Source organism: Pseudomonas sichuanensis (assembly GCF_003231305.1).
Lineage (GTDB): Bacteria > Pseudomonadota > Gammaproteobacteria > Pseudomonadales > Pseudomonadaceae > Aquipseudomonas > Aquipseudomonas sichuanensis.
The window spans coordinates 126,971-150,747 of record NZ_QKVM01000002.1; the positions used below are offsets into that span (position 1 = coordinate 126,971).

General features: G+C 62.5%; 24 protein-coding genes and 5 tRNA genes. 11 read left to right on the forward strand and 18 right to left on the reverse strand.

The window, feature by feature from the left end:
- Positions 1-12 precede the first annotated feature (12 nt).
- From flgD to DM373_RS01650, 5 genes are all read right to left on the reverse strand, one after another.
- Positions 13-711, reverse strand: a complete 699-nt coding sequence (flgD, locus tag DM373_RS01630; RefSeq protein ID WP_110991888.1) for a flagellar hook assembly protein FlgD — start codon at positions 709-711, stop codon at positions 13-15.
- 13 nt (positions 712-724) lie between these two features.
- Positions 725-1,168 (reverse strand): flagellar basal body rod protein FlgC, encoded by a 444-nt coding sequence (gene flgC, locus DM373_RS01635; RefSeq protein ID WP_110991889.1) that lies wholly within the window; start codon positions 1,166-1,168, stop codon positions 725-727.
- 2 nt (positions 1,169-1,170) lie between these two features.
- Positions 1,171-1,578 (reverse strand): flagellar basal body rod protein FlgB, encoded by a 408-nt coding sequence (gene flgB, locus DM373_RS01640; RefSeq protein ID WP_110991890.1) that lies wholly within the window; start codon positions 1,576-1,578, stop codon positions 1,171-1,173.
- Between the two features lie 269 nt (positions 1,579-1,847).
- Positions 1,848-2,675 (reverse strand): protein-glutamate O-methyltransferase CheR, encoded by an 828-nt coding sequence (cheR, locus tag DM373_RS01645; protein ID WP_110991891.1) that lies wholly within the window; start codon positions 2,673-2,675, stop codon positions 1,848-1,850.
- Positions 2,676-2,726: 51 nt separating this feature from the next.
- The gene (locus tag DM373_RS01650) at positions 2,727-3,656 is read right to left on the reverse strand and encodes a chemotaxis protein CheV (RefSeq protein WP_110991892.1); all 930 of its coding nucleotides are present in this window, start codon (positions 3,654-3,656) and stop codon (positions 2,727-2,729) included.
- Between the two features lie 63 nt (positions 3,657-3,719).
- On the opposite strand from DM373_RS01650, the gene flgA reads away from it, so the two are divergent.
- The 4 genes from flgA (at position 3,720) to DM373_RS01670 (ending at position 6,297) form a co-directional block, all read left to right on the forward strand.
- Positions 3,720-4,469 (forward strand): flagellar basal body P-ring formation chaperone FlgA, encoded by a 750-nt coding sequence (gene flgA, locus DM373_RS01655; protein ID WP_110991893.1) that lies wholly within the window; start codon positions 3,720-3,722, stop codon positions 4,467-4,469.
- A 176-nt stretch (positions 4,470-4,645) separates the two neighbouring features.
- Positions 4,646-4,957 carry a flagellar biosynthesis anti-sigma factor FlgM gene (gene flgM, locus DM373_RS01660; RefSeq protein ID WP_110991894.1) on the forward strand — a complete coding sequence of 104 codons (312 nt, stop codon included), beginning with the start codon at positions 4,646-4,648 and terminating at the stop codon, positions 4,955-4,957.
- A gap of 47 nt (positions 4,958-5,004) precedes the next feature.
- Entirely contained in the window at positions 5,005-5,472 is a 468-nt protein-coding gene (locus tag DM373_RS01665; protein ID WP_110991895.1) for a flagella synthesis protein FlgN, read from the forward strand.
- 81 nt (positions 5,473-5,553) lie between these two features.
- Complete coding sequence (locus tag DM373_RS01670; protein WP_110991896.1) at positions 5,554-6,297, forward strand: flagellar brake protein; 744 nt, start codon at positions 5,554-5,556, stop codon at positions 6,295-6,297.
- Positions 6,298-6,387: 90 nt separating this feature from the next.
- Here the strand turns inward: DM373_RS01670 and DM373_RS01675 are convergent, their stop codons facing one another.
- The 3 genes from DM373_RS01675 to bkdR all read right to left on the reverse strand — a co-directional run bounded on the left by DM373_RS01675 (position 6,388) and on the right by bkdR (position 9,827).
- A complete protein-coding gene (locus DM373_RS01675) occupies positions 6,388-7,731 on the reverse strand; it encodes an MFS transporter (protein WP_110991897.1) in 1,344 nt (447 codons plus the stop codon).
- Between the two features lie 129 nt (positions 7,732-7,860).
- Entirely contained in the window at positions 7,861-9,102 is a 1,242-nt protein-coding gene (locus DM373_RS01680) for a glutamine synthetase family protein (protein ID WP_167409784.1), read from the reverse strand.
- A 236-nt stretch (positions 9,103-9,338) separates the two neighbouring features.
- Positions 9,339-9,827: a Bkd operon transcriptional regulator BkdR gene (bkdR, locus tag DM373_RS01685; RefSeq protein ID WP_028691050.1), complete on the reverse strand. Its 489-nt coding sequence runs from the start codon at positions 9,825-9,827 to the stop codon at positions 9,339-9,341.
- Between the two features lie 197 nt (positions 9,828-10,024).
- Here bkdR and DM373_RS01690 point away from each other — a divergent pair, with 197 nt between their 5' ends.
- Genes DM373_RS01690 through lpdA form a run of 4 tightly spaced genes read left to right on the forward strand, consistent with a single transcriptional unit; the run spans position 10,025 to position 14,968 of the window.
- The gene (locus DM373_RS01690; RefSeq protein ID WP_110991899.1) at positions 10,025-11,257 is read left to right on the forward strand and encodes a 3-methyl-2-oxobutanoate dehydrogenase (2-methylpropanoyl-transferring) subunit alpha; all 1,233 of its coding nucleotides are present in this window, start codon (positions 10,025-10,027) and stop codon (positions 11,255-11,257) included.
- A 1-nt stretch (position 11,258) separates the two neighbouring features.
- Positions 11,259-12,317 carry an alpha-ketoacid dehydrogenase subunit beta gene (locus DM373_RS01695; RefSeq protein ID WP_110991900.1) on the forward strand — a complete coding sequence of 353 codons (1,059 nt, stop codon included), beginning with the start codon at positions 11,259-11,261 and terminating at the stop codon, positions 12,315-12,317.
- A complete protein-coding gene (locus DM373_RS01700) occupies positions 12,318-13,586 on the forward strand; it encodes a dihydrolipoamide acetyltransferase family protein (protein WP_110991901.1) in 1,269 nt (422 codons plus the stop codon).
- A gap of 2 nt (positions 13,587-13,588) precedes the next feature.
- On the forward strand, positions 13,589-14,968 hold the full coding sequence (gene lpdA / locus DM373_RS01705) for a dihydrolipoyl dehydrogenase (protein ID WP_110991902.1): 1,380 nt from the start codon (positions 13,589-13,591) through the stop codon (positions 14,966-14,968).
- 62 nt (positions 14,969-15,030) lie between these two features.
- Here the strand turns inward: lpdA and DM373_RS01710 are convergent, their stop codons facing one another.
- Positions 15,031-16,029: a diguanylate cyclase domain-containing protein gene (locus tag DM373_RS01710; protein WP_110991903.1), complete on the reverse strand. Its 999-nt coding sequence runs from the start codon at positions 16,027-16,029 to the stop codon at positions 15,031-15,033.
- Between the two features lie 272 nt (positions 16,030-16,301).
- On the opposite strand from DM373_RS01710, the gene DM373_RS01715 reads away from it, so the two are divergent.
- Complete coding sequence (locus DM373_RS01715) at positions 16,302-16,820, forward strand: hypothetical protein (RefSeq protein ID WP_110991904.1); 519 nt, start codon at positions 16,302-16,304, stop codon at positions 16,818-16,820.
- 146 nt (positions 16,821-16,966) lie between these two features.
- Positions 16,967-18,175, forward strand: a complete 1,209-nt coding sequence (locus DM373_RS01720) for a benzoate/H(+) symporter BenE family transporter (protein ID WP_110991905.1) — start codon at positions 16,967-16,969, stop codon at positions 18,173-18,175.
- Positions 18,176-18,200: 25 nt separating this feature from the next.
- Here the strand turns inward: DM373_RS01720 and DM373_RS01725 are convergent.
- A tRNA-Arg gene (locus DM373_RS01725) sits at positions 18,201-18,277 on the reverse strand.
- A gap of 94 nt (positions 18,278-18,371) precedes the next feature.
- Positions 18,372-18,974: a phosphonate metabolism protein/1,5-bisphosphokinase (PRPP-forming) PhnN gene (gene phnN, locus DM373_RS01730; RefSeq protein WP_110991906.1), complete on the reverse strand. Its 603-nt coding sequence runs from the start codon at positions 18,972-18,974 to the stop codon at positions 18,372-18,374.
- Between the two features lie 345 nt (positions 18,975-19,319).
- Between phnN and DM373_RS01740 the strand changes: the two genes are divergently transcribed.
- Positions 19,320-19,646 carry an Arc family DNA-binding protein gene (locus DM373_RS01740; protein ID WP_033699552.1) on the forward strand — a complete coding sequence of 109 codons (327 nt, stop codon included), beginning with the start codon at positions 19,320-19,322 and terminating at the stop codon, positions 19,644-19,646.
- Between the two features lie 65 nt (positions 19,647-19,711).
- Here DM373_RS01740 and mgtE read toward each other — a convergent pair whose 3' ends face one another.
- The 7 genes from mgtE to DM373_RS01775 form a co-directional block, all read right to left on the reverse strand.
- Complete coding sequence (gene mgtE, locus DM373_RS01745; protein ID WP_110991908.1) at positions 19,712-21,154, reverse strand: magnesium transporter; 1,443 nt, start codon at positions 21,152-21,154, stop codon at positions 19,712-19,714.
- 376 nt (positions 21,155-21,530) lie between these two features.
- Positions 21,531-21,607: transfer RNA gene (locus tag DM373_RS01750), tRNA-Arg, on the reverse strand.
- Between the two features lie 71 nt (positions 21,608-21,678).
- Positions 21,679-21,755, reverse strand: a tRNA-Arg gene (locus tag DM373_RS01755).
- A gap of 72 nt (positions 21,756-21,827) precedes the next feature.
- Positions 21,828-21,904: transfer RNA gene (locus DM373_RS01760), tRNA-Arg, on the reverse strand.
- Positions 21,905-22,010: 106 nt separating this feature from the next.
- Positions 22,011-22,101, reverse strand: a tRNA-Ser gene (locus tag DM373_RS01765).
- A 72-nt stretch (positions 22,102-22,173) separates the two neighbouring features.
- Entirely contained in the window at positions 22,174-22,362 is a 189-nt protein-coding gene (csrA, locus tag DM373_RS01770; RefSeq protein ID WP_003254503.1) for a carbon storage regulator CsrA, read from the reverse strand.
- 169 nt (positions 22,363-22,531) lie between these two features.
- On the reverse strand, positions 22,532-23,767 hold the full coding sequence (locus DM373_RS01775) for an aspartate kinase (RefSeq protein ID WP_110991909.1): 1,236 nt from the start codon (positions 23,765-23,767) through the stop codon (positions 22,532-22,534).
- Positions 23,768-23,777: the final 10 nt, after the last annotated feature.

Here is a 23,777-nt window from a genome sequence, read left to right on the forward strand (position 1 = left end):
GATTCTGCGGCGTTAGATTCCGATGCTGGTGACTTTGGAGATGCCGATCTTGCCGATGCCGGCCAGGTCGAGCATCATCTCGCTGCCGTTCTGGAAGCTGACACTGTTGACCCTTGCCGGGAGCAAGGTGGACAGCGTCTTGGCCTTGCCGTCGACCGTGGTCTCAGCCGTGAAGGTGTAGGTGCCCGGGGCGACTTTCTCGCCCTTCTCATTGGTGCCATCCCAGATGAAGTCGGCGGTACCGGCCTTTTGCGAACCCAGCTGGATGGTCTTGACGACGTTGCCGTCCTTGTCCTTGATGCTGACCTTGCCATCGCTGATGCTCTGCGGCACCACGACCTGGCCGTTGAAGCTGGAAGTGGTGTCCACCACGGCCTTGTCGGTCTGCACGATCACCGAGCGGCCGACCAGCGAGGTGGCCTGCAGCGCCTGGGACGAGCCGATGCCGGTCAGGATCCCGTTGACCGAATCGTTCAGCGACTGGATACCTTCCAGGCTGCTGAACTGCGCCAGTTGCGCGACGAACTCACCGTTCTCCTGCGGATCGAGCGGGTTCTGGTTTTTCATCTGCGTCACCAGCAGCTGCAGGAACGCATCCTTGCCCAGCGCACTGCCGGCCTGGCCGGTTGTGCTGCTGTTCTTGCTGTCGGTCTTCTGCAACGATTTCAGGTAGGCACTACCGACATCGTTGCTGGTATTGGTTGTGGTCATGGCGGCTCCGTGCTTACTGACCCAGGGTCAGCACTTTCTGCATCATGTTCTTGGCGGTGTTCATCAGCTCGGCGTTGGTCTGGAACGCACGGCTGGCGGAGATCATGTCGGCCATCTCCTCGACCACATTCACATTCGGGTAGTAGACGTAGCCGTCCTTGTTTGCCGCCGGATGGTTCGGCTCGTAGCGCGCCTCGAGGTTGCTCTGGTCCTCGATGATGCCCTTGACCTGCACGCCCTGCCCGGCCTCGCCCTGGTCTTCGAACAGCGACTGGCTGGTGCCGGCCTGCGCGTTCTGGAAGGTGGTGGCGAACACCGGGTGGCGCGCGCGGTAAGTCTGGTCGATGCTCGAGGAGACGGTCTCGGCGTTGGCGATGTTCGAGGCAACGGTGTTCAGGCGCGTGTTCTGCGCGCTCATGCCGCTACCGGCGATATTGAAGACACTGGCAAGGGACATGGTCACTCTCCGCGCAGGGCCGATACCAGCCCTTTGAATTTACTGTTGAGCAACGTGAAGCTGGCCTGGAAGCCGATCGCGTTCTCGGTGTAGTTCGATTGTTCGATCTGGGCATCGACGGTGTTCTGGTCGATCGACGGCTGCATCGGGGTACGGTACTGCAGGGTGTCGTCGGCCATTGCCAGCCCTTCGGCCTCGATATGCCGATTGTTGGTGCGGTCCAGGGCGATGCGCCCTCTCTGCTGCTTGTCGGCCTCGGCGGCGAGCACGGACGAGAAGTCCATGTCACGCGCCTTGTAGTTCGGCGTATCGGCGTTGGCGATGTTGTTGGCCAGCACTTCGGCACGCTGGGCGCGGAAGCCCAATGCCTTTTCGTGTATGCCAAGCGCCTTGTCGAAGCTGATGCTCATATCAGGGAAACCTTCATAGGTGACCAGAATTTCGTTGGCTAAGCTTTAGCAAGGCCTATGCCAGCTTTGCAAAGCCCCGCATTCACTGGGCCCCGGGGCTTTTCGGCCTGCCGCCATTGCCAGAAAAGCGGCAAATCGCTTCCGCCGCGCAGCAGGCAAGCGGCAATTGCCGCCCGGCAAAAGCGGCAAACCAAAAAATTGACGTCATTTCACGCCCATGAAAAAGGCCGGTGTCTCACGACACCGGCCTTCGTTCGCAGCCTCAGGCGTTACTTGGCCTGATAGATGATGCCCGGGCTGCACTGGACCATCTGATAGTGGTCCGGCAAACCGTTAAGCGCCTCGGACGCACCAAGGAACAGATAGCCACCGGGCTTAAGCGTGCCATGGATACGCAGCAGAATGTCCTTCTTGACCTGGGCCGAGAAGTAGATCAGCACGTTGCGGCAGAACACGATGTCGAACTTGCCCAAGGGTGCATAGCTGTCCAGCAGGTTGTACGAGCGGAACTCGACGCGGCTGCGGATCGGCGCCTTGACCGCCCAACGCCCCGGCCCCTTGGGGTCGAAGTAACGCTGCAGGCGCTCCTGCGACAGGCCGCGGGCGATGGCCAGGCTGTCGTATTCGCCGGTCTTGCAGTTGTTGAGCATCGAGCCGGACAGGTCAGTGGCAACGATCTGCGCGCCCATCTTCAGCTGGCCAAGGTTGCTGCGCTCGAACTCGTCGATGGCCATGGAGATGGAGTACGGCTCCTGCCCCGACGAGCAGGCCGCCGACCAGATGCGCAGGCGCTGGCCCGGATTGCCCTTGATGAACTCGGGGATGACCTTGTTCTTGAGCACCTCGAAGGGGTAGGTATCACGAAACCACAGGGTTTCGTTGGTGGTCATGGCATCGACCACCTGCTCGCGCAAACCACCCCGCGGCTGTGCCTGGATACGCTGCACCAGCTCACCCAACGACTTGATGCCCTGCTGCTCCATCAGCTTGTTGAGACGGCTGGAGACCAGGTACTGCTTATTCTCGCCCAGCAGGATGCCACAGGCTTTCTCCAGGAAGACCCGGAACTGTTCGAAATCCAAATTACCCGTAGACAATGCTGCCGCCTCTTTCTAAATCGCTAGCGCCGGGGACTGGCCCCGGCCGTTTCAATGCGTTGCCTTGATCCGGTCGACTACCCGCTGGGCAAGGTCGTCCGGCTTGAACTTGGCCAGGAAATCATCGGCCCCGACCTTCTTGACCATGGCCTGGTTGAAGACCCCGGACAGCGAAGTATGCAGGACGATGTGCAGCTTTTGCATGCGCGGGTCACTGCGGATCTCGGCCGTCAGGGTGTAGCCGTCCATTTCCGGCATCTCGATATCCGAGATCATCATGAGGAATTCCTCCTCCGGTCGCTTGCCCTCATCGACCAGCTTGCGCAGGTAATCCAGCGCCTGACGGCCATCGTTGAGTGCTACCACCTCGACGCCGACAGTCTGCAGACAGCGGCTGACCTGCTTGCGCGCCACCGACGAATCATCGACGGTCAGCACCCGCAGCAGCACGGCCTTGTCCTGTACCTCGGCATCGATCACACCCTCGGACACCGACTCGGACGACGGCGCCACTTCCGCCAGCACCTTTTCCACATCGATGATCTCGACCATGCGATTGTCGACCCGGGTGACCGCGGTCAGGTAGTGATCGCGCCCGGTCCCCTTGGGTGGCGGATGGATCTCTTCCCAGTTCATGTTGACGATGCGCTCGACCGAGTGCACCAGAAAACCCTGGGTCTTGGTGTTGTACTCGGTGATGATCACAAAGCTGTTACGCGTGTCTTCCTTCAACCCCGGCAACCCTGTTGCCATCGACAGGTCCAGGATCGGGATGGTCGCCCCGCGAATGTTGGCCACCCCACGCACCACCGGATGAGACTTCGGCAGCACTGTCAGTTCCGGGCACTGCAGCACCTCCCGGACCTTGAACACATTGATGCCGTAGAGCTGGTCGCCATTGAGGCGAAACAACAACAGCTCCAGGCGATTCTGCCCCACCAGCTGCGTGCGCTGGTTGACCGAATCCATCACTCCAGCCATGCCGGACCCCTCCAACGATTGCCTGTATACCGAATCGGCACGGGCTTTGCTTTTTTGAGCGCCATGTATACGAAAACGACATTTTCCCGACGACTGACGCGCCTGCTGACCGGTTCACTGGCGGCCCTGTGCCTCATGGCATCCAGTGTTCGCGTCCAGGCGCAGGCTTTCACCTTGCCTGAACAGCTTATCGGTGTCACCCAAGGGTTTCTTGAATTCACCGTGGAAGATTATCTGGCGACCACCCAGACCGGTGGCCGCTACGAAATCCAGGTCAACAGGCTCGACCCGCGCCTGCGCATGCCGCTGTGCAGCCAGCAACTTGACGCTTCACTGGAAAGCCCGACCCCGCTGGGCCGGGTCACGGTGAAGGTGCGCTGCGACAGCGCAGCCCCGTGGACGATCTTCGTGCCCGCCCAGGTACGGCTGCTGCGCGACGTGGTGGTGATGACCCGGCCGCTCAAGCGCGAAAGCGTGGTCGGCGAAGGCGATATTGCCCTGCGCGAACGCGATGTCGGCACGCTGGGCCCAGGCTATCTGACGCAGATGGACCAGGCGGTAGGCATGAAGCTGCTACGCCCCACCGTGATTGACCAGGTACTGACCCAGCAACACCTGGAGCAGGCAGAGCTGGTGCGCAAAGGCGATCACGTCGTGATTGTCGCGCGCAGCGGTACCCTCAGCGTGCGCATGCCGGGCGAAGCCCTGAGCAAAGGTGGCCTGCAGGAACAGATTCGGGTACGCAACCTGAACTCCAAGCGCGTGGTGAAAGCGCGGGTCACAGGGCCCGGGCAGGTCGAGGTGGCCATGTAGCAATATTCACCGCCGGAACACGACAGAAAGCTGGCGGCAGGGAACCGCGCCCCCTAAACTGTGTCACAAATCGGGCTGCGCAAGCGTGCTGCCAGACAGCACTGCATTCCTGCCTAAAGTTTTTTTCGGGCTGGCCGAAAACAGGGTATGCGTACAAATACCCAGAGGTTTTGATCATGGTCATCGACTTCAGTCGTGTGAATAATTCTCCGCCCAGCACGGGTGGCGTTCGCGGCAATGCCGCGCCTGGCAACGTCGACAAAACCGACGCCAGCAGCGTAGCGCCCAGCGCCAATGCCAGCGGGGAAGCGGTACACTTCAGCCCAGAAGCCCAGCAGCTGCAGAAGATCAGCGACAGCCTGCGCGACCAGCCGACCGTCAACAGCGCCCGCGTGGCCGAGTTGAAACAGGCGATCGCAGACGGCAGCTACAAGGTCGACGCCGACCGCGTCGCCAGTAAACTGCTTGATTTCGAAGCCCAGCGCTAACCTCCAGGCGCGCTGACTTCAAGGACGCAACACGCCAAGAGTTAGCCATGCACGACATCACTCTGCTGCAACTGATCGAAAACGACATCGCGCCAACGCAGGAATTGCTCGACCTGCTCCAGAGCGAGACGGTCGCCCTGCACGGGCGCGACATGCCGCTGCTGGAACAGATCCTGGCCCGCAAGCAGTCGTTGATCATCTTGCTCGAGCAGCAGGGTCGCCGACGCAGCCAGTTGCTGCACGACATCGGCCTCAGCACCGATCGCGCAGGCGTGCAGGCCCTGGCCGCACAGTCGCCCAATGGCGAGGCCCTGCTGCAACGCCTCGATGCGCTCAGCGCGTTGATGGACGCCTGCCAGAAGGCCAACGAGACCAATGGCCAGGTCATCCAGATACAGCAGCGTGCCACGGCCAACCAGGTCAGCATCCTCATGGGCGGCGATTCTCCTTCGCTGTACGACAGCCGTGGCACCACCTCGCCGATGGCCAAGCCCCGGGCGCTCAGCCAAGTGTGATTTTCCCTGTTCAAGGCACGGAGCATACTGGCAAAATGCCGTAACTTGCGTGTGTCGTTTTTGCCTGGAGATTGAGAACCCGTGTTCAATGAAACCGATGCCCCCCAGCCACCAAAGGTGCTCACTACCCCTTTGGAAATCGCGGCCAACCTGCGCCAGCTGCTGGAGAGCCACGACCCGCTGATCATCAGCTTCCATGAGCGCAGCCAGCGGTTCCAGAGCTATGTGGTGCACATCGACCGCGACAACGGCGTTCTGGCCCTGGATGAAATGATCCCCCGCGATGGCGAGAAGTACATCGAAAACGGCGAACCGTTCCGCGTCGAAGGCTTCCATGACGGCGTACGCATCGCCTGGGAGTGCGACACACCGCTGACCATCACCGAGATCGACGGCCACCGCTGCTACCGCGGCCCGCTGCCCACCGAAGTCACTTACCATCAGCGCCGCAGCGCCTTCCGCGCTGCACTCAAGCTGTCGCAGCTGGTCGACATCGTGCTCGACGGCACCCACTTGAAAGGCAACGGCGCACTGCGCGGCAAGCTGCTGGACATCTCTGCCACCGGCTGCAAATTGCGCTTTGAAGGCAACGTCGAGGAGCGCCTGCAACTGGGCCAGGTGTACGAACGCTTCAAGGCCGCCAACCCGCTAGGCCTGGTCGACACCATGGTCGAACTGCGCCACTTGCACTTCGAAGAGCGCATCAACACCACCTTTGCCGGTGTACGCTTCCACAACCTAAACGGCCAGGCACAGCGCAAGATCGAGAGTTTCGTGTATCAGTTGCAGCGCGAAGCACGACGCTTCGACAAAGACGACTACTGATCAACCGCCAGACATGCAAACGCCACCCCTAGGGTGGCGTTTTTGTTTGCAGCGCTGTGACCGACCGAAGAGACGGTCGGCCGCCACGACCTAATTGAGCGACTTATCGACCTCGGCGCCAGGCTGCACGGCCGGCTCAACACCTTTCTCATCCGCCTCGGTATCCTCTGCCGCCACCGGCGTCTGCATCACCTCCTGCACGGTCTGCTCATCGACCCGCGGGTCAAGTGCCGCCGACAGTGGCGAACCGGCCGCCGGCATGGCCACGTGCCCCAGCGGCGCATCCTGTACCTGGTGCAGCCCGGTAACCGCCTTGGGCCGGATACGCCAGACCAGCACCAGCGCAAAGAACACGAAGAACGCATACAGCATCTGCGGGCCCAGCAGCTTCATCAGCACCCCGGCCGCCAGCGGCCCGATACAGGCACCCACCCCATAGGTCACCAGCAGCATGGCGGTCAGCGATACCCGCCGCTCGCTTTCCACATGGTCGTTGGAAAACGCCACGGCCAGCGGATACAGGCAAAACTGCAGCAGCGAGATCACGAAACCGATACCGAACAACAGCTCCAGCGGCACACCCGGCAGGATCGCCAGGGGCGCCGAGGCCAGCGCCAGGCCGATTGCCACGCTGCGGATCAGCACCGCGCGGTCATAGCGGTCGGACAACCAGCCCAGCGGCCATTGCACCACCAGGCCGGCCAGGATGCAGCTACCCATGAACAGACCGATCTGCTCGGTGGACATGCCCTGGCTGGTGGCATACAGCGGTGCCAGACCATAGAACGAACCGACGATCAGCCCTGAGCCCAGCACTGTGGAGAGCGATTGCGGCACCCGCTTGATGAAGAACTTCGGCTCCATCGGTGCCGGGCGCAAGGGTGCGGGGTGGATGCGCCGGGTCATGGCCACGGGCACCAGGCACAGGGCAAAGCACATGGCTACCAGCATCAGCAGCTCCGGCCCCAGCTGTGGGTGCACCACGAGAATCAGCTGGCCCAGCACCAGCCCCAGATAAGACGCGATCATGTAGCCGCTGAACACCGCGCCACGGTGCTTGGCATCGGCCTGCTCGTTGAGCCAGCTTTCGATGACCATGTACTGGCACATCATCCCCAGGCCGACGATCATCCGCAGCCCGATCCAGGCCGGTAGCCAACTGGTCAGGCCATGCCCGAGCACCGCCGCACAGACGATGCCGGCACAGGTGGCATAGGCGCGAATGTGCCCGACCCGGCCAATCAGCCGGTGGCCGACCTTGCCGCCCACCGCCAGGCCGAAATAGTTGGCCGCCATCAACGCGCCGATCCACAGGCTGTCGACGTGATCGGCGGCGAGGCGCAAGGCCAGGTAAGTACTGAGCAGGCCCGAGCCGATCAGCATCATCAAGGCAGCGAAGTACAGCGACTGAAACGGCTTCCAGATATTTCGCATACGTCCCGTGGGCTCCTGGCGCAGGTGGCGGTGGGTTGCTGGCAAGCATAAAAGCAAATCCGCCGCGACGCAGGCCCCCGCAGGCGAAAAAGATCGCCAACGGCGGGCCCGTTACAGCTTGCGTCGCGCTCAGGCCTGCGCCGCCAGCACTCGCCGCTCCCAGGGCGTGATCTCGTCGAGGAAATCGCTCAGTTCGAGCGTCTTGGTGGCGATATAACCTTCGATGAACTCGCTGCCGAACAGCTCATGGGCCAGCGCACTGTGCTTGAGGCGCTGCAGCGCTGCATGCAGGGTGCAGGGCAGGCTCAGGTGCTCGGGCACTTCGAATTCGCCCTGGATCGCGGGCGTTGGGGCGATTTGCTGCTCGATGCCATGCAGGCCGGCGGCAAGGCTGGCGGCAATGGCCAGGTAGGGGTTGGCGTCGGCGCCGGGCAGGCGATTCTCCACCCGCCGCGCCACTGGCGAGCTGGCCGGAATGCGCAGGCCGGCGGCGCGGTTGTCGTGCGACCAGCAGGCGTTGTTCGGCGAAGCGTAAGGGTGGCACAAGCGCTGGTACGAATTGACGTTGGGCGCGAACAGCACGGTGAAGTCGGCCAGGCAGGCCTGCAGGCCACCAATGAAATGATGGAAGGTGTCGGTCGCCCTGCCCTGCTCATCGCTGAACACGTTGCGCCCACTGGCGATGTCCACCAGGCTCTGGTGAATGTGCATCGAACTGCCAGGCGTATGCGCCAGCGGCTTGGCCATGCACACCACGGTCAGGCCATGGCGCAGCGCCACCTCCTTGAGCAGGTGCTTGAACAGCAAGGTCTGATCAGCCAGCAGCAGCGGGTCGCCATGCAACAGGTTGATCTCGAACTGGCTGACACCCATCTCGTGCATGAAGGTGTCGCGCGGCAGGCCCAGCGCCGCCATGCACCGGTACACCTCGCTGAAAAACGGCCGCAGGCCGTTGTTGGAGCTGACACTGAATGCCGAATGGCCCATCTCCCGGCGGCCATCCTTGCCCAGCGGCGGCTGGAACGGCAGTTGCGGGTCGCTGTTGGGGGCGAACACGAAGAACTCGAGCTCGGTCGCCACCACCGGCGCCAGGCCATGCTCGGCGTAGCGGGCAATCACCGCCTTGAGCTGGCCGCGGCTGGACAGCGGCGACGGCGTGCCGTCGAGTTCGACCGCATCGCAGATGGCCAGGGCCCGAGGCTCGTCACTCCAGGGCAGGCGATGGATCTGCGCAGGGTCAGCCACCAGCGCCAGGTCGCTGTCGTCGCTGCCATAGTATTTCGCCGCCGGGTAGCCACCCATGATGCATTGCAGCAGCACCCCGCGCGCCATCTGCAGACGCCGGCCTTCGAGGAAGCCTTCGGCGGTCATGACCTTGCCGCGGGGTACGCCATTGAGGTCGGGGGTGACGCACTCGATTTCATCGATGCCCTTGAGGAACGCGGCCTGGTTGCGTGGGCCTTCGGTCGTCATGACGCTGTCCTTCTTGTTGTGTTGGCATGCCGGGAATGGCGACGCACACAACATAGGCCGGGGGTGTTTAAAATATCAAGCACCCGACCCTGCTGAGCATTCCCGCGCAAGCGGCGGCCCTCCGCGAGCCCGGGCTATTGCTCACGCAAGGTCATGCCATTGGCCGGCAACGGCAACGCAGTCTTGTAGCGCACCTGCTTGAGGGCAAAGCTGGAGCGGATGTTGGCCACCCCCGGCAAGCGGGTCAGGTAGTCGAGAAAACGCTCCAGCGCCTGGATGCTGGGCAGCAGCACCCGCAGCAGGTAATCCGGGTCGCCGGTCATCAGGTAGCACTCCATCACTTCGGGGCGCTCGGCGATTTCTTCTTCGAAACGGTGCAACGACTGCTCCACCTGCTTCTCCAGGCTGACATGGATGAACACGTTGACGTCCAGCCCCAGCGCCTCGGGCGACAACAGGGTGACTTGCTGGCGGATCACCCCCAGCTCTTCCATGGCCTTGACCCGGTTGAAACAGGGGGTGGGGGACAGATTGACCGAGCGCGCAAGCTCCGCGTTGGTGATCCGCGCGTTTTCCTGAAGGCTGTTGAGAATGCCGATATCCGTGCGATCCAGTTTGCGCATGAGACAAATTCACCTGGTTTTTGTGTTTGTGCGGAATGTTTATCTCCACCGCCGGACAAAGGCAATGAACTTGAGAGAAAAATTCTCCTGCCGTCCCCCTATGATGTAACAGACGCTGACCTGCCAGTCACAAGCCGGCAGTCAGCGGCGACCGCTTCAAAGCTCACAAAAACAACAGCCGAGCGAGCGTAAAAAGCATGAACGAGTACGCCCCCCTGCGTCTGCATGTGCCCGAGCCTACAGGCCGGCCAGGCTGCCAGACCGATTTCTCCTACCTGCGCCTGAACGACGCGGGTCAAGTCCGTAAACCGCCCATCGATGTAGAACCTGCCGACACTGCCGACCTTTCCGGCAGCCTGGTCCGCGTGCTCAACGAGCACGGCGACGCCGTTGGCCCATGGGCCGAGGGCATCGACGCGCAGGTGCTGCGCCAAGGCATGCGCGCCATGCTCAAGACGCGCATCTTCGACAGCCGCATGGTCGTGGCCCAGCGCCAGAAGAAAATGTCCTTCTACATGCAGAGCCTGGGCGAGGAAGCCATCGGCAGCGGCCAGGCGCTGGCCCTGAACCGCACCGACATGTGCTTCCCCACCTACCGCCAGCAGAGCATCCTGATGGCCCGCGACGTGTCGCTGGTGGAGATGATCTGCCAACTGCTGTCCAACACCCGCGACCCGCTCAAGGGCCGCCAGCTGCCGATCATGTACTCGGTGCGCGAAGCCGGCTTCTTCACCATCAGCGGCAACCTCGCCACCCAGTTCGTCCAGGCAGTCGGCTGGGCCATGGCCTCGGCGATCAAGGGCGACACCAAGATCGCCTCGGCCTGGATCGGCGACGGCGCCACCGCCGAGTCCGACTTCCACACCGCGCTGACCTTCGCCCATGTGTACCGTGCCCCGGTCATCCTGAACGTGGTCAACAACCAGTGGGCGATTTCGACCTTCCAGGCCATCGCCGGTGGCGAGTCGACCACCTTCGCCGGCCGTGGCGTCGGTTGCGGCATCGCTTCGCTGCGGGTCGATGGCAACGACTTCATCGCCGTCTACGCCGCCTCGCGCTGGGCCGCCGAACGCGCCCGCCGCGGTCTGGGCCCAACCCTGATCGAATGGGTCACCTACCGCGCAGGCCCGCACTCCACGTCGGACGACCCGTCCAAGTACCGCCCTGCGGACGACTGGAGCCACTTCCCGCTGGGCGACCCTATTGCCCGCCTCAAGCAGCACCTGATCAAGGCCGGGCACTGGTCCGAAGAGGAGCACCAGGCGGTCAGTGCAGAGCTGGAGGCCGAGGTGATCAAGGCGCAGAAGGATGCCGAACAGTTCGGCACCCTGAGCAATGGCCATATCCCCAGCGCGGCTTCGATGTTCGAGGACGTGTACAAGGAAATGCCCGACCACCTGCGCCGTCAGCGCCAGGAACTGGGGGTCTGAGATGAACGATCACAACAACAGCATTGACCTGGAAAACGCCATGTCCACCACCACCATGACCATGATCCAGGCCCTGCGCTCGGCCATGGATGTCATGCTCGAGCGCGACGACAACGTGGTGGTCTACGGCCAGGACGTTGGCTACTTCGGCGGCGTGTTCCGCTGCACCGAGGGCCTGCAGACCAAGTACGGCAAGTCGCGGGTGTTCGATGCGCCGATCTCCGAAAGCGGCATCGTCGGTACCGCCGTGGGCATGGGCGCCTATGGCCTGCGCCCGGTGGTCGAGATCCAGTTCGCCGACTACTTCTACCCGGCCTCGGACCAGATCGTTTCGGAGATGGCGCGCCTGCGCTATCGCTCGGCCGGCGAGTTCATTTCGCCGCTGACCCTGCGCATGCCCTGCGGCGGCGGCATCTATGGCGGCCAGACCCACAGCCAGAGCCCGGAAGCGATGTTCACCCAGGTGTGCGGCCTGCGCACCGTCATGCCGTCCAACCCCTATGACGCCAAGGGCCTGCTGATCGCCTCGATCGAATGCGATGACCCGGTGATCTTCCTCGAGCCCAAGCGCCTGTACAACGGCCCGTTCGACGGGCACCACGACCGCCCGGTCACCCCCTGGGCCAAGCACCCGCACAGCAGCGTGCCGGATGGCTATTACACCGTGCCGCTGGACAAGGCTGCGATCACTCGCCCGGGCAACGACGTCACCGTGCTGACCTACGGCACCACGGTGTACGTGTCGCAAGTGGCCGCTGAAGAAACCGGCGTCGACGCCGAAGTCATCGACCTGCGCAGCCTCTGGCCGCTGGACCTGGAGACCATCGTCGAGTCGGTGAAAAAGACCGGCCGCTGCGTGGTCGTGCACGAAGCTACCCGCACCTGCGGCTTCGGTGCCGAACTGGTCTCGCTGGTCCAGGAGCACTGTTTCCATCACCTCGAAGCGCCGATCGAGCGCGTCACCGGTTGGGACACCCCCTACCCCCACGCACAGGAATGGGCCTACTTCCCAGGCCCTTCACGGGTAGGCGCGGCATTGAAACGGGTCATGGAGGTCTGAATGGGCACGCACGTCATCAAGATGCCGGATATCGGTGAAGGCATCGCGCAGGTCGAGTTGGTCGAGTGGTTCGTCAAGGTCGGCGACATGATCGCCGAAGATCAGGTAGTGGCCGATGTCATGACCGACAAGGCCACCGTGGAAATCCCTTCGCCGGTCAGCGGCAAGGTGCTGGCCCTGGGCGGCCAGCCGGGTGAAGTGATGGCGGTCGGCAGCGAGCTGATCCGCATCGAAGTCGAAGGCAGCGGCAACCATGTCGATACGCCACAGAGCAAGCCAGTGGAGGCGCCTGCCGCGCCCGTGAAGGCCGAAGCCAAGCCCGAGCCACGCGTCGAAACCGCGCCTCAGGTTGCAGCGAGCCACACCAGCGCACCGATCGTGCCGCGCGAAGCGCACGACAAGCCACTGGCCTCGCCCGCCGTGCGCAAACGTGCGCTGGATGCCGGTATCGAACTGCGTTACGTGCATGGCAGCGGCCCTGCCGAGCGCATCCTGCATGAGGACCTCGATGCCTTCATCAGCAAACCGCAAAGCAACAGCGGGCAAGCACCGGGCGGTTACGGCAAGCGCACCGACAGCGAACAGGTGCCGGTGATCGGCCTGCGCCGCAAGATCGCCCAGCGCATGCAGGACGCCAAGCGCCGCGTCGCCCACTTCAGCTACGTCGAGGAAATCGACGTCACTGCGCTCGAAGCCCTGCGCCAGCAACTCAATGCCAAGCACGGCGACAGCCGTGGCAAGCTGACCCTGCTGCCGTTCCTGGTGCGCGCCATGGTCGTCGCCCTGCGCGACTTCCCGCAGATCAACGCCACCTACGACGACGAGGCCCAGGTCATCACCCGCCACGGTGCGGTGCATGTGGGCATCGCCACCCAGGGTGACAACGGCCTGATGGTGCCGGTGCTGCGCCATGCCGAAGCCGGCAGCCTGTGGAGCAACGCCAGCGAGATCGCCCGTGTAGCCCACGCCGCACGCAACAACAAAGCCACCCGTGAAGAACTGTCCGGCTCGACCATTACCCTGACCAGCCTCGGCGCGCTGGGCGGCATCGTCAGCACACCCGTGGTCAACACCCCGGAAGTGGCGATCGTCGGCGTCAACCGCATGGTCGAACGGCCGGTGGTGATCGATGGCCAGATCGTCGTGCGCAAGATGATGAACCTGTCCAGCTCGTTCGACCATCGCGTGGTCGACGGCATGGATGCCGCACTGTTCATCCAGGCCGTGCGCGGCCTGCTGGAACAACCTGCCTGCCTGTTCGTGGAGTGACCATGCAACCGATCATCGACACCACCCTGCTGATCATCGGTGGCGGCCCTGGCGGCTATGTGGCCGCCATCCGCGCCGGGCAACTGGGCATCCCCACCGTGCTGGTCGAAGGCCAGGCGCTGGGCGGCACCTGCCTGAACATCGGCTGCATCCCGTCCAAGGCGCTGATCCATGTGGCCGAGCAGTTCCACCAGACCAGCCGCTACACCGAACCGTCGGCACTGGGCATCAGCGTCTCTTCGCCGCGCCTGGACATCAGCCGCAGCGTCGAGTGGAAGGACGGCATCGTCGACCGCCTCACCAGCGGCGTCGCCGCCCTGCTGAAAAAACACGGCGTGAAAGTGATCCACGGCTGGGCGAAGATCCTCGATGGCAAGAGCGTCGAGGTGGACGGCCAACGCATCCAGTGCGAGCACCTGTTGCTGGCCACCGGCTCGAACAGCGTGGCACTGCCGATGCTGCCGATCGGCGGGCCGATCATCTCGTCCACCGAAGCCCTTGCCCCCAAGGCCCTGCCGCAGCACCTGGTGGTGGTCGGCGGCGGCTATATCGGCCTGGAGCTGGGCATCGCCTACCGCAAGCTGGGCGCCAAGGTCAGCGTGGTGGAAGCCCGCGAACGCATCCTGCCCACCTACGACGCCGAGCTCACCGCACCGGTGGCCGACTCGCTCAAGAAGCTGGGCATCGCGCTTCACCTGGGCCATAGCGTCGAAGGCTATGCCGACGGCTGCCTGCTGGCGCGCGATGGCCAGGGCGCACAACTGCGCCTGGAGGCCGATCAGGTATTGGTGGCCGTGGGTCGTCGCCCGCGTACCCAGGGCTTTGGCCTGGAAAGCCTCGACTTGAAGATGAACGGCGCGGCCATCGCCATCGACGAGCGCTGCCAGACCAGCATGCGCAACGTCTGGGCCATCGGTGACGTGGCCGGCGAGCCGATGCTGGCGCACCGGGCCATGGCCCAGGGCGAGATGGTGGCGGAAATCATCGCCGGCAAGGCACGGCGCTTCGAGCCCAGCGCAATCGCCGCCGTGTGCTTCACCGACCCGGAAGTGGTGGTGGCCGGCACGACGCCGGAACAGGCCAGCCAACAGGGCGTGGACTGCATCGTCGCGCAATTCCCGTTTGCCGCCAACGGCCGGGCCATGAGCCTGGAGTCCAAGAGCGGCTTCGTGCGGGTGGTGGCGCGCCGCGACAATCACCTGATCCTCGGCTGGCAAGCAGTGGGGGTGGCAGTGTCCGAGCTGTCCACCGCCTTTGCCCAGTCACTGGAGATGGGCGCTCGACTGGAAGATATCGCCGGCACCATCCATGCCCACCCGACGCTGGGTGAAGCGGTGCAGGAAGCGGCGCTGCGCGCCCTCGGCCACGCACTGCACATCTAGAAACACTGAAGCGGCAATAGCCGATTTGGCCCGCAGCGTTACCAGGCGCTGCGGGCATTTTTTTATTCGACGATGGCGTTCTTGCCGGCCGCCTTGGCCCGGTACAGCGCTTTGTCGGCACGGGCCAGCAAGGCGCGTTGATCCTCCCCGTCCTGCCATTGCACCACGCCGTAGCTCATGGTCAGCTGGCAATCGCCCACCGGCGCCATGGACGCCACGGCCTGGCGTATCCTGCGCGCGGCTTCGCGGGCTTCCTCCAGGGCCGTCTGCGGCAGCACCGCCACGAACTCATCCCCGCCCCAACGTGCCAACAGGTCCTGGGCACGCAGGCACTCGCGGATGCACTCGGTCACCTCCACCAGCGCAGCATCGCCACGGGCGTGACCATGCAGGTCATTGATCGGCTTGAAGTCATCCAGGTCCATGGCGATGACCGCCAGGGGCTGGCGGTAGCGACGGGCGCGCTCGCATTCCTGCTCCAGGGTCTTTTCCAGGCGATAGCGATTGGCGGTACGGGTCAGTGCATCACGCTCGGCCAGTTCACGGTTTTCGTCGAGCTGACGCTGCAACTGCTGGTTGACCCAGGACAGCTCGCGGGTGCGCTCGGCCACCTGGCTCTCCAGCGACTGATTGCGTTGCTCCAGTTCGGCGACCAGGCGCTTGCCGGCATCGATGTTGCGGTGGGCGCCGAGCATGCGTGCCACCGAGCCATCCTCGTTGCGGGCGATGATGTGGCCGCTGTCCTCGATCCACAGGTAGCTGCCGTCCTGGCAGCGGCAGCGATACTCGATACGGTAGCGCTCATTGCGCTGGTTGATGTAGGCCTCGAAGTGGGCCATTACCCGGGGGAAGTCCTCCGGGTGGATCACGCTCTCCCAGGTCAGGACCGAATTGGCCATCGAGTGGCTGGCGTAACCCAGCATCGCGTACCAGCCCGGGTTACGGTAGACGTAGCCACTGTTGGCATCCCAGTCCCAGATGCCGTCGCTGATCAGGTCGAACAAAGTGTGCAGTTGCTGCTGGCTGAAGCCGGCCGGTACCGGCCCTGGTGCCTGACTCATGGACGCTCTCCTTGGTATCCGGCAACTGCGCCCCGGTCACGGTGCTGCGGACGTTCATCGTGATTGCCGCAGTCGGCAATCCTGTTCCTCTGGGGGGCAAGCATATGCCCAGTACAGCGTTGCCGGAATAGCCCAGGCGGGGTATTTCGACGAGTTGGCGCGCTGGCACAGCTTTTGCCCCTGTGGGAGCGGGTTTGAACCGCGAATGCGTCGGTACTTCCAACAACACTTCTGCGGATAGGTCGCAGGGGCGAAACATTCAAGGAGGAGACATGCTCACTTCAGTCAACGGGATGCCTTGGCAGCCCGCAGTGCAGCCATCCAGCCGCACCGGCAACGAACAGGCGCTGGCACAGGCGCTGCCGTTCCAGCCGATCGCCGCCGCCAGCGGCGCCACCGCACAGCAGAACAGCCAGGGCAGCACCTCGCAGCAGAACAGCGAAGACAACCGCAAGGAGGCCTTTGCCAAGCTCATGGTCATGCTGCAGAACCCGGACGTTGCCGCACGCCAGCAGGGCAGCATCGACAAGCAGCAGCTCAGCGATGTACGACAGGAGTTCCGCGACTACGTGGAGAAGTCGCCAGCGGAAAAGATCAAGGAGAAATACCTCCAGGAGCTGGGCCTGACCGAGGAGGAGTACGACGCGCTGCCACCGGAGAAGAAAGCGATGGTCGATGAGCAGATCGCTCAGCGAATGCAGGATGATGTCGAGGCCAAGGCCTTGGCCAAGCTCGGCCAGCAGGAGCAGGGCGTGCAGCAAAGCGACGAGCTCAAGGGTATCGAACTCTAAGCCAGGCGCGTGGCCTTCCCTGGGCCACGCCTCTCGAGGCAGCCCAGCCTGCCCGTGGCACCCCCGCAGCACTCGACAGCGGGCGATTATCGGGATTCAATCCAGCCCTCCTCAATCGCCTTGCTACAGGGAATCGGCAATTCGTCATGGACAGACTCAAACAAGACTTTTCACTGTCGGCGCTGGTCGCCGGCCTGATCGCAGTGATCATCTCCTACGCCGGCCCGTTGATCATCGTGTTCCAGGCCGCCCATCAGGCCCAGCTCAGCAACGAGGCGACTGCCTCGTGGATCTGGGCGATCTCCATCGGCAGTGGCCTGACCGGCTTGCTGCTGAGCTGGAAACTGCGAGTGCCGGTGATCACCGCGTGGTCGACACCCGGCGCGGCACTGCTGGTGTCGATGCTGCCGACCGTGTCGCTGGCGCAGGCCGTGGGGGCCTACATCGTTGCCTCGCTGCTGATCGCCGTGATCGCACTGAGCGGCGCGTTCGACAAGCTGATGCGCCGCCTGCCCAAGTCGATTGCCGCCGCCATGCTCGCTGGCATCCTGTTCCGCTTCGGCGCCGAGCTGTTCAGCTCCATCCGCCTGCAACCGTTGCTGGTCCTCTCGATGCTCGCGGCGTACCTGCTGTTCAAGCGCCTGTCGCCCCGCTACGCCATCCTCTCGGTGCTGGTGGTTGGCTGCGGGCTCGCCGCCAGCATGGGCCAGCTCGATACCGGCGCACTGGTGCTGGAGCTGGCCGTCCCGCACTGGACCGCGCCGCAATGGAGCTGGCATGCCATCGTCAACATTGGCCTGCCGCTGGCGCTGGTGTCGCTCACAGGCCAGTCGGTACCGGGTATCGCCGTGCTGCGTACCGCCGGTTACCAGACCGCCGCACGCCCGATTGTCTCGGTGACCGCCATCGGCTCGCTGCTGCTGGCACCGTTCGCCTGCCACGGGGTCAACCTGGCAGCGATCACCGCAGCCATCTGCACAGGCCGCGAGGCCCACGAAAACCCTGACAAGCGCTATATCGCCGGGATTGCCTGTGGCGCCTTCTATCTGCTGATGGGCACCTTCGGCGCCACCCTGGCCTCGGTGTTCGCCGCCCTGCCCCGGGAAATGATCGCCGCCCTCGCCGGCCTGGCGCTGTTCGGCGCCATCGCAACCGGGCTGACCGGTGCAATGGCCGATGAAAAGCAGCGTGAGCCTGCGTTGATCACGTTCCTGGTCACGGCCTCTGGCATGAGCTTCCTTGGCTTGGGCGCCGCCTTCTGGGGGCTGATCTTCGGCCTGGTCGCCTTCTTCGCGCTCGGTTACACCCGCCCGCAAACCGCCCACACAGGAGCGCGCGTCGGCGAACAACGTTGAGTTGGCGGGTAATGGAGGGTGTGAATGGCGTCCCAGGGCAGGTTCGAACTGCCAACCTTCCCCTTAGGAGGGGGATGCTCTATCCAATTGAGCTACTGAGACACAGGGGCCGGCAACGGACGTTGCACAGCAGGGACGGCGAGCATGTTACCCAGCGCATCGGCATTTGTCATGTTTCTATCGGGCATTTTGCACGTCAGCCGTTTCCCTGCACCTGGCCGATGACACCCTCCTGACGCAGCACCTCGAACAGCGCCTCGACGGCGACATCCAGCGCAGCCGAGTTATCCAGCACATGCACCGAGGGATCGTAGGCCTGCAGCCGGGCGCCACGGGCCAGGCGCTGTTCGATTTCCTCGGCGCTTTCCCGACCGCGCGCAGTCAAGCGCTGGCGCAGTACGCCAGGCAGAACGGTCAGGCCGATCGCCAGCAAATCCGGGTAGCGTTGCCGGGCCTCGTCCAGGTATCCCCGCGAGCCGTTCACCAGCACCGAACGGCCAGCGGCGAGGCGCTCCTCCACCTGGGCAGGAATGCCATAACACAGGCCATTGGCCGCCCAGCACAGGGCAAACTCGCCCGCCGCGCGCATGGCCTCGAAGCGCTCGCGCGTCACCCCCAGCGCACTCTCGCCCTTGGCCTCGGCGGAACGGGTTATGACCCTGCGGGCAACGTCCACACCGTGCCTGGCAAGCCGCTCGCGCGCGGCATCAATCAGGGAATCTTTGCCCGAACCCGATGGTCCCATCAGGAATATCAACCGCCCTCTTGAGGACGGTGCGCCGCTTGCGTCATATTGCATAGCCACTATGCTCAAGGTGTGGGAACCTGCGCATTCTAGGGTTTTTCCCTAACCTTTGCTGCCAGTTACCAGATTTTGACGACAGAGGTCTGACGCACCTGCATTCTGCGTCAATGTGAATCTTTTCAAACCAGTACTCATTTCTGATAATTGGTACTGGCAAAAAGCCTGTACCGGAGCCACTATTTGTCACAGAATTGACGCCAAGGAATCGGCGACATGAGGCAAGATGAAAACCCGAAAGCACATTACGGTTGAACATTTTGTCGTCGCCGCGGTCGTACTTCCACCGTGCGGCCAATTTGCGAACCGCTCCCCCTGAACCAGAACAACCGGTCAATTTATATGCGCCCATTGAAACAGGCTATTTATTCGAGCCGCACCGCTGACAAGTTCGTCGTCCGCCTGCCAGACGGAATGCGTGAGCGCATTGCCGAGGTAGCGCGCAACCATCACCGCAGCATGAACTCCGAGATCATCGCGCGCCTGGAACAGAGCCTTATCCAGGAAGGCGCGCTGGGCGACGAACTGAGCATGCGCCTGGACAGCCCAGAGCTCAGCCTGCACGAACGCGAACTGCTGCAACGCTTCCGCCAGCTGTCCCATCGCCAGCAGAACGCACTGGTTGCGCTGATCGCGCACGATGTGGAAATGGCTGCTGACGCGTCCTGACACAAAACAGCGACACACAAAAAAGCCAGCGCAAGCTGGCTTTTTTGTTGCCGCTATCCCACCACTCAGAGCAGGAACAGCGTTGCCAATCCCAGGAAAATGAAGAAGCCGCCGCTATCAGTCACAGCAGTGATCATCACGCTGGAGCCCATGGCCGGATCGCGCCCCAGGCGGGTCAGCGTCATTGGAATCAAGACCCCCATCAGGGCCGCCAGCAACAGGTTGAGGGTCATGGCCGCCGTCATCACCAGGCCCAATGACCAACTGCCGTAGAGCATGAATGCCACTGCGCCGATCACCCCACCCCATATCAGGCCGTTGAGCAGTGAAACCGCCAACTCCTTGCGCATGAGGCGGCTGGTGTTGCCCGGCGACACCTGGTCCAGTGCCATCGCGCGCACGATCATGGTGATGGTCTGGTTGCCCGAGTTACCACCGATACCGGCAACGATGGGCATCAGCGCAGCCAGGGCCACCAGTTTCTCGATCGAGCCTTCGAACAGACCGATCACCCGGGACGCCAGGAAGGCGGTGATCAGGTTGATGGCCAGCCAGGCCCAACGGTTGCGCAGCGAGCGCCAGACCGAGGCGAAGATGTCTTCCTCTTCGCGCAGACCTGCCATGTTGAGCACTTCGCTCTCGCTCTCCTCACGGATCAGGTCGACCATTTCATCAATGGTCAGTCGGCCGATCAGGCGCTCGTTCTTGTCCACTACCGGCGCGGACACCAGGTCATAACGCTCGAATGCCAGGGCCGCGTCATAGGCATCTTCCTCGGGGTGGAACACCACCGGGTCATTGGCCATGACTTCCGCGACTTTCTTGTCCGGGTCGTTGACCAGCAGCCGCTTGATGGGCAGCACGCCCTTGAGCATGCCGTCGTAGTCGACCACGAACAGCTTGTCGGTGTGCCCCGGCAGCTCTTTGAGCCGACGCAGGTAGCGCAGTACCACTTCCAGGCTGACGTCTTCGCGGATGGTCACCATCTCGAAGTCCATCAGTGCACCGACCTGCTCCTCGTCATAGCTCAGCGCCGAACGCACGCGCTCACGTTGCTGGGCATCGAGGCTTTCCATCAATTCATGGACAACGTCTCGCGGCAACTCCGGCGCCAGGTCGGCGAGTTCGTCGGCGTCCATTTCCTTGGCGGCGGCGAGCAGTTCGTGATCGTCCATGTCGGCGATCAGGGACTGGCGGACGGCGTCGGAAACTTCCAGCAGGATGTCGCCATCACGATCCGAGCGCACCAGCTGCCAGACCGTCAAGCGGTCTTCCAGCGGCAATGCTTCGAGGATGTAGGCGATGTCGGCGAGGTGCAGGTCATCGAGCTTGCGCTGCAGCTCGACGAGGTTCTGCCGGTGGACGAGGTTTTCCACGAGGTCGTGGTGATGACCTTCCTGACGGTGCGTCAGGTCCTCAACCACCCGCTGGCGCTGCAGCAGTTCGATCACCTGGGCAAGGCGATCCTGCAGGCTGTCTTGAGCTTTCTTTACTTCTACTTCGGTCATAGGCGAACTCCACCCCCAGCAGCGGAGCACGCCGGGAGAATCAATCGATCAGATCTTGCTGCATGAAGCGTGTTAGGGAGTAACTACTGGGTAAGTCCATGGTGGTATTCCACAAGCCCCGGCGGGGCTGACGGGCGCAATCATACACGGTGTCAGCTGTCGGATCGCTTAAAATTTTGGCCAGAACAATCGTTTGCGCAATAAAGCTGTGACAACACTCGAAGCCAACAGTGCGACGGCCTGAGGCTTGCAAAAATCACATGCAAATAAGGGCTGTTCGGGATCGGGCTATCAACGTGAGTCTAGTCGCGCGTGGACAGAATCAGTAAATGCCGAAAAAGAAAAAGCCCGCTTTAATAAGCAGGCTTTTCAGGTATGGCGGACTCAGGAGGATTCGAACCTCCGACCGCTCGGTTCGTAGCCGAGTACTCTATCCAGCTGAGCTATGAGTCCGTGATTGGTAGTTTTATGCCAGATTACCACTGGCCTTGAAATCGCCTTGCAAGCAAAGCCACTTCAATAAGTGGCGGACTCAGGAGGATTCGAACCTCCGACCGCTCGGTTCGTAGCCGAGTACTCTATCCAGCTGAGCTATGAGTCCGTAGTTGGTATTTTTAGACCAGATCACCACTGGTTGAATGAACTGCTTTGAAGATCAAAACCGCCCATTAAATGGCGGACTCAGGAGGATTCGAACCTCCGACCGCTCGGTTCGTAGCCGAGTACTCTATCCAGCTGAGCTATGAGTCCGTGTCTTGCCGCGCATTATAGGTCGCTGAAACATTTTTGCAAGAACTTTTTCGTTTAAAATCAACTACTTAGCGTTCTTACCGTTTACAGCGCCCTACGCAAATAATGGCGGTGAAGGGGGGATTCGAACCCCCGATACCCTTATGAGGTATACTCCCTTAGCAGGGGAGCGCCTTCGGCCACTCGGCCACCTCACCGCAACACGAGGCGAATATTAAACACACCCTTCCTCGTTTGCAACCCTTTTTTTGAAAAAAACTTCAAAAAAATTAAAGGCTTGGCTCCTCGTCCTTCTCTTTCTTGATCCGCAGGTAGATTTCCTCGCGGTGAACGGCCACTTCTTTTGGCGCGCTCACGCCGATACGCACCTGGTTGCCTTTGACACCCAGGACCGTCACGGTGATCTCACCGTCACCAATGATCAGGCTCTCGGCGCACCGACGAGTCAGAATCAGCATAGTTTTCTCCTCACATGTAACTTCAGGGACAACAGTCTTTGATTAAGCAGGGCCCGGCCGGGGACGACGGCACTGGCCCGAACAAACCGCCTGTAACACCTGGACAAGGGTGCGACCGGCAGCCAGAAACGCGAAGGGCGCGGCAAGCCGCGCCCTTCCAGGCAACGTCTTACTCGCCCTGTCGGGCAGGAGCATCGAGCTCGAACGCGGTGTGCAGCGCGCGAACGGCCAGCTCCAGGTACTTCTCTTCGATCACTACCGAGACCTTGATCTCGGAAGTGGAGATCATCTGGATGTTGATGCTCTCCTTGGCCAGGGCTTCGAACATGCGGCTGGCAACACCCGCGTGCGAACGCATGCCAACGCCAACGATCGACACCTTGGCGATCTTGGTATCACCCACCACTTCACGCGCGCCGATCTCACGGGCGGTGTTCTCCAGCACGCTCAACGCCTTCTCGTACTCGTTGCGGTGCACGGTGAAGGTGAAGTCGGTGGTGTTATCGTGCGAAACGTTCTGCACGATCATGTCGACTTCGATGTTCGCCGCGCTGATCGGGCCGAGGATCTTGAAAGCAACGCCAGGAGTGTCCGGGACGCCACGAATGGTCAGCTTGGCCTCATCACGGTTGAAGGCGATACCGGAAATGATTGGCTGTTCCATGGATTCCTCTTCATCAATGGTAATGAGGGTACCCGGACCCTCCTTGAAGCTGTGCAGCACGCGCAGCGGGACGTTGTACTTGCCGGCGAACTCCACCGAACGGATCTGCAGCACCTTGGAGCCGAGGCTGGCCATTTCCAGCATCTCCTCGAAGGTGATCTTCTCCAGGCGCTGGGCCTGGGGCACGACACGCGGGTCGGTGGTGTAGACGCCATCGACATCGGTGTAGATCTGGCATTCGTCGGCCTTCAGGGCCGCTGCCAGTGCCACACCGGTGGTGTCGGAGCCACCACGGCCGAGCGTGGTGATGTTGCCGTGCTCGTCAACGCCCTGGAAACCTGCCACCACGACCACGCGGCCGGCCTTGAGGTCGGCGCGGATCTTCTGGTCGTCGATCTGCAGGATGCGCGCCTTGTTGTGCGCGCTGTCGGTGAGGATGCGCACCTGGTTGCCGGTGTACGACACCGCAGGCACGCCACGCTTCATCAACGCCATGGTCAACAGGGCGATGGTGACCTGCTCACCGGTCGAAACAATCACGTCCAGCTCGCGAGGCTCTGGCTTGTCGGTAATCTGCTTGGCCAGGTCGATCAGGCGATTGGTTTCGCCGCTCATGGCCGACAGCACCACCACCAGGTCAGTGCCTTGCTCACGGAATTTCTTGACCTTGTCGGCTACCTGCTCGATCCGCTCGATGGAACCGACAGAGGTACCGCCAAATTTCTGTACGATCAACGCCATTTCAAAGGTG

What these genes read in the sequence shown, in the direction of transcription:
- flgD (WP_110991888.1), bottom strand. Translation starts at nt 711, where the DNA reads ATGACCACAACCAATACCAGCAACGATGTCGGTAGTGCCTACCTGAAA.
- flgC (WP_110991889.1), bottom strand. Translation starts at nt 1,168, where the DNA reads ATGTCCCTTGCCAGTGTCTTCAATATCGCCGGTAGCGGCATGAGCGCG.
- flgB (WP_110991890.1), bottom strand. Translation starts at nt 1,578, where the DNA reads ATGAGCATCAGCTTCGACAAGGCGCTTGGCATACACGAAAAGGCATTG.
- DM373_RS01650 (WP_110991892.1), bottom strand. Translation starts at nt 3,656, where the DNA reads ATGGCTGGAGTGATGGATTCGGTCAACCAGCGCACGCAGCTGGTGGGG.
- flgA (WP_110991893.1), top strand. Translation starts at nt 3,720, where the DNA reads ATGTATACGAAAACGACATTTTCCCGACGACTGACGCGCCTGCTGACC.
- flgM (WP_110991894.1), top strand. Translation starts at nt 4,646, where the DNA reads ATGGTCATCGACTTCAGTCGTGTGAATAATTCTCCGCCCAGCACGGGT.
- DM373_RS01665 (WP_110991895.1), top strand. Translation starts at nt 5,005, where the DNA reads ATGCACGACATCACTCTGCTGCAACTGATCGAAAACGACATCGCGCCA.
- DM373_RS01675 (WP_110991897.1), bottom strand. Translation starts at nt 7,731, where the DNA reads ATGCGAAATATCTGGAAGCCGTTTCAGTCGCTGTACTTCGCTGCCTTG.
- DM373_RS01680 (WP_167409784.1), bottom strand. Translation starts at nt 9,102, where the DNA reads ATGACCGCCGAAGGCTTCCTCGAAGGCCGGCGTCTGCAGATGGCGCGC.
- bkdR (WP_028691050.1), bottom strand. Translation starts at nt 9,827, where the DNA reads ATGCGCAAACTGGATCGCACGGATATCGGCATTCTCAACAGCCTTCAG.
- DM373_RS01690 (WP_110991899.1), top strand. Translation starts at nt 10,025, where the DNA reads ATGAACGAGTACGCCCCCCTGCGTCTGCATGTGCCCGAGCCTACAGGC.
- DM373_RS01695 (WP_110991900.1), top strand. Translation starts at nt 11,259, where the DNA reads ATGAACGATCACAACAACAGCATTGACCTGGAAAACGCCATGTCCACC.
- DM373_RS01700 (WP_110991901.1), top strand. Translation starts at nt 12,318, where the DNA reads ATGGGCACGCACGTCATCAAGATGCCGGATATCGGTGAAGGCATCGCG.
- lpdA (WP_110991902.1), top strand. Translation starts at nt 13,589, where the DNA reads ATGCAACCGATCATCGACACCACCCTGCTGATCATCGGTGGCGGCCCT.
- DM373_RS01710 (WP_110991903.1), bottom strand. Translation starts at nt 16,029, where the DNA reads ATGAGTCAGGCACCAGGGCCGGTACCGGCCGGCTTCAGCCAGCAGCAA.
- DM373_RS01715 (WP_110991904.1), top strand. Translation starts at nt 16,302, where the DNA reads ATGCTCACTTCAGTCAACGGGATGCCTTGGCAGCCCGCAGTGCAGCCA.
- DM373_RS01720 (WP_110991905.1), top strand. Translation starts at nt 16,967, where the DNA reads ATGGACAGACTCAAACAAGACTTTTCACTGTCGGCGCTGGTCGCCGGC.
- phnN (WP_110991906.1), bottom strand. Translation starts at nt 18,974, where the DNA reads ATGCAATATGACGCAAGCGGCGCACCGTCCTCAAGAGGGCGGTTGATA.
- DM373_RS01740 (WP_033699552.1), top strand. Translation starts at nt 19,320, where the DNA reads ATGCGCCCATTGAAACAGGCTATTTATTCGAGCCGCACCGCTGACAAG.
- mgtE (WP_110991908.1), bottom strand. Translation starts at nt 21,154, where the DNA reads ATGACCGAAGTAGAAGTAAAGAAAGCTCAAGACAGCCTGCAGGATCGC.
- csrA (WP_003254503.1), bottom strand. Translation starts at nt 22,362, where the DNA reads ATGCTGATTCTGACTCGTCGGTGCGCCGAGAGCCTGATCATTGGTGAC.
- DM373_RS01775 (WP_110991909.1), bottom strand. Translation starts at nt 23,767, where the DNA reads ATGGCGTTGATCGTACAGAAATTTGGCGGTACCTCTGTCGGTTCCATC.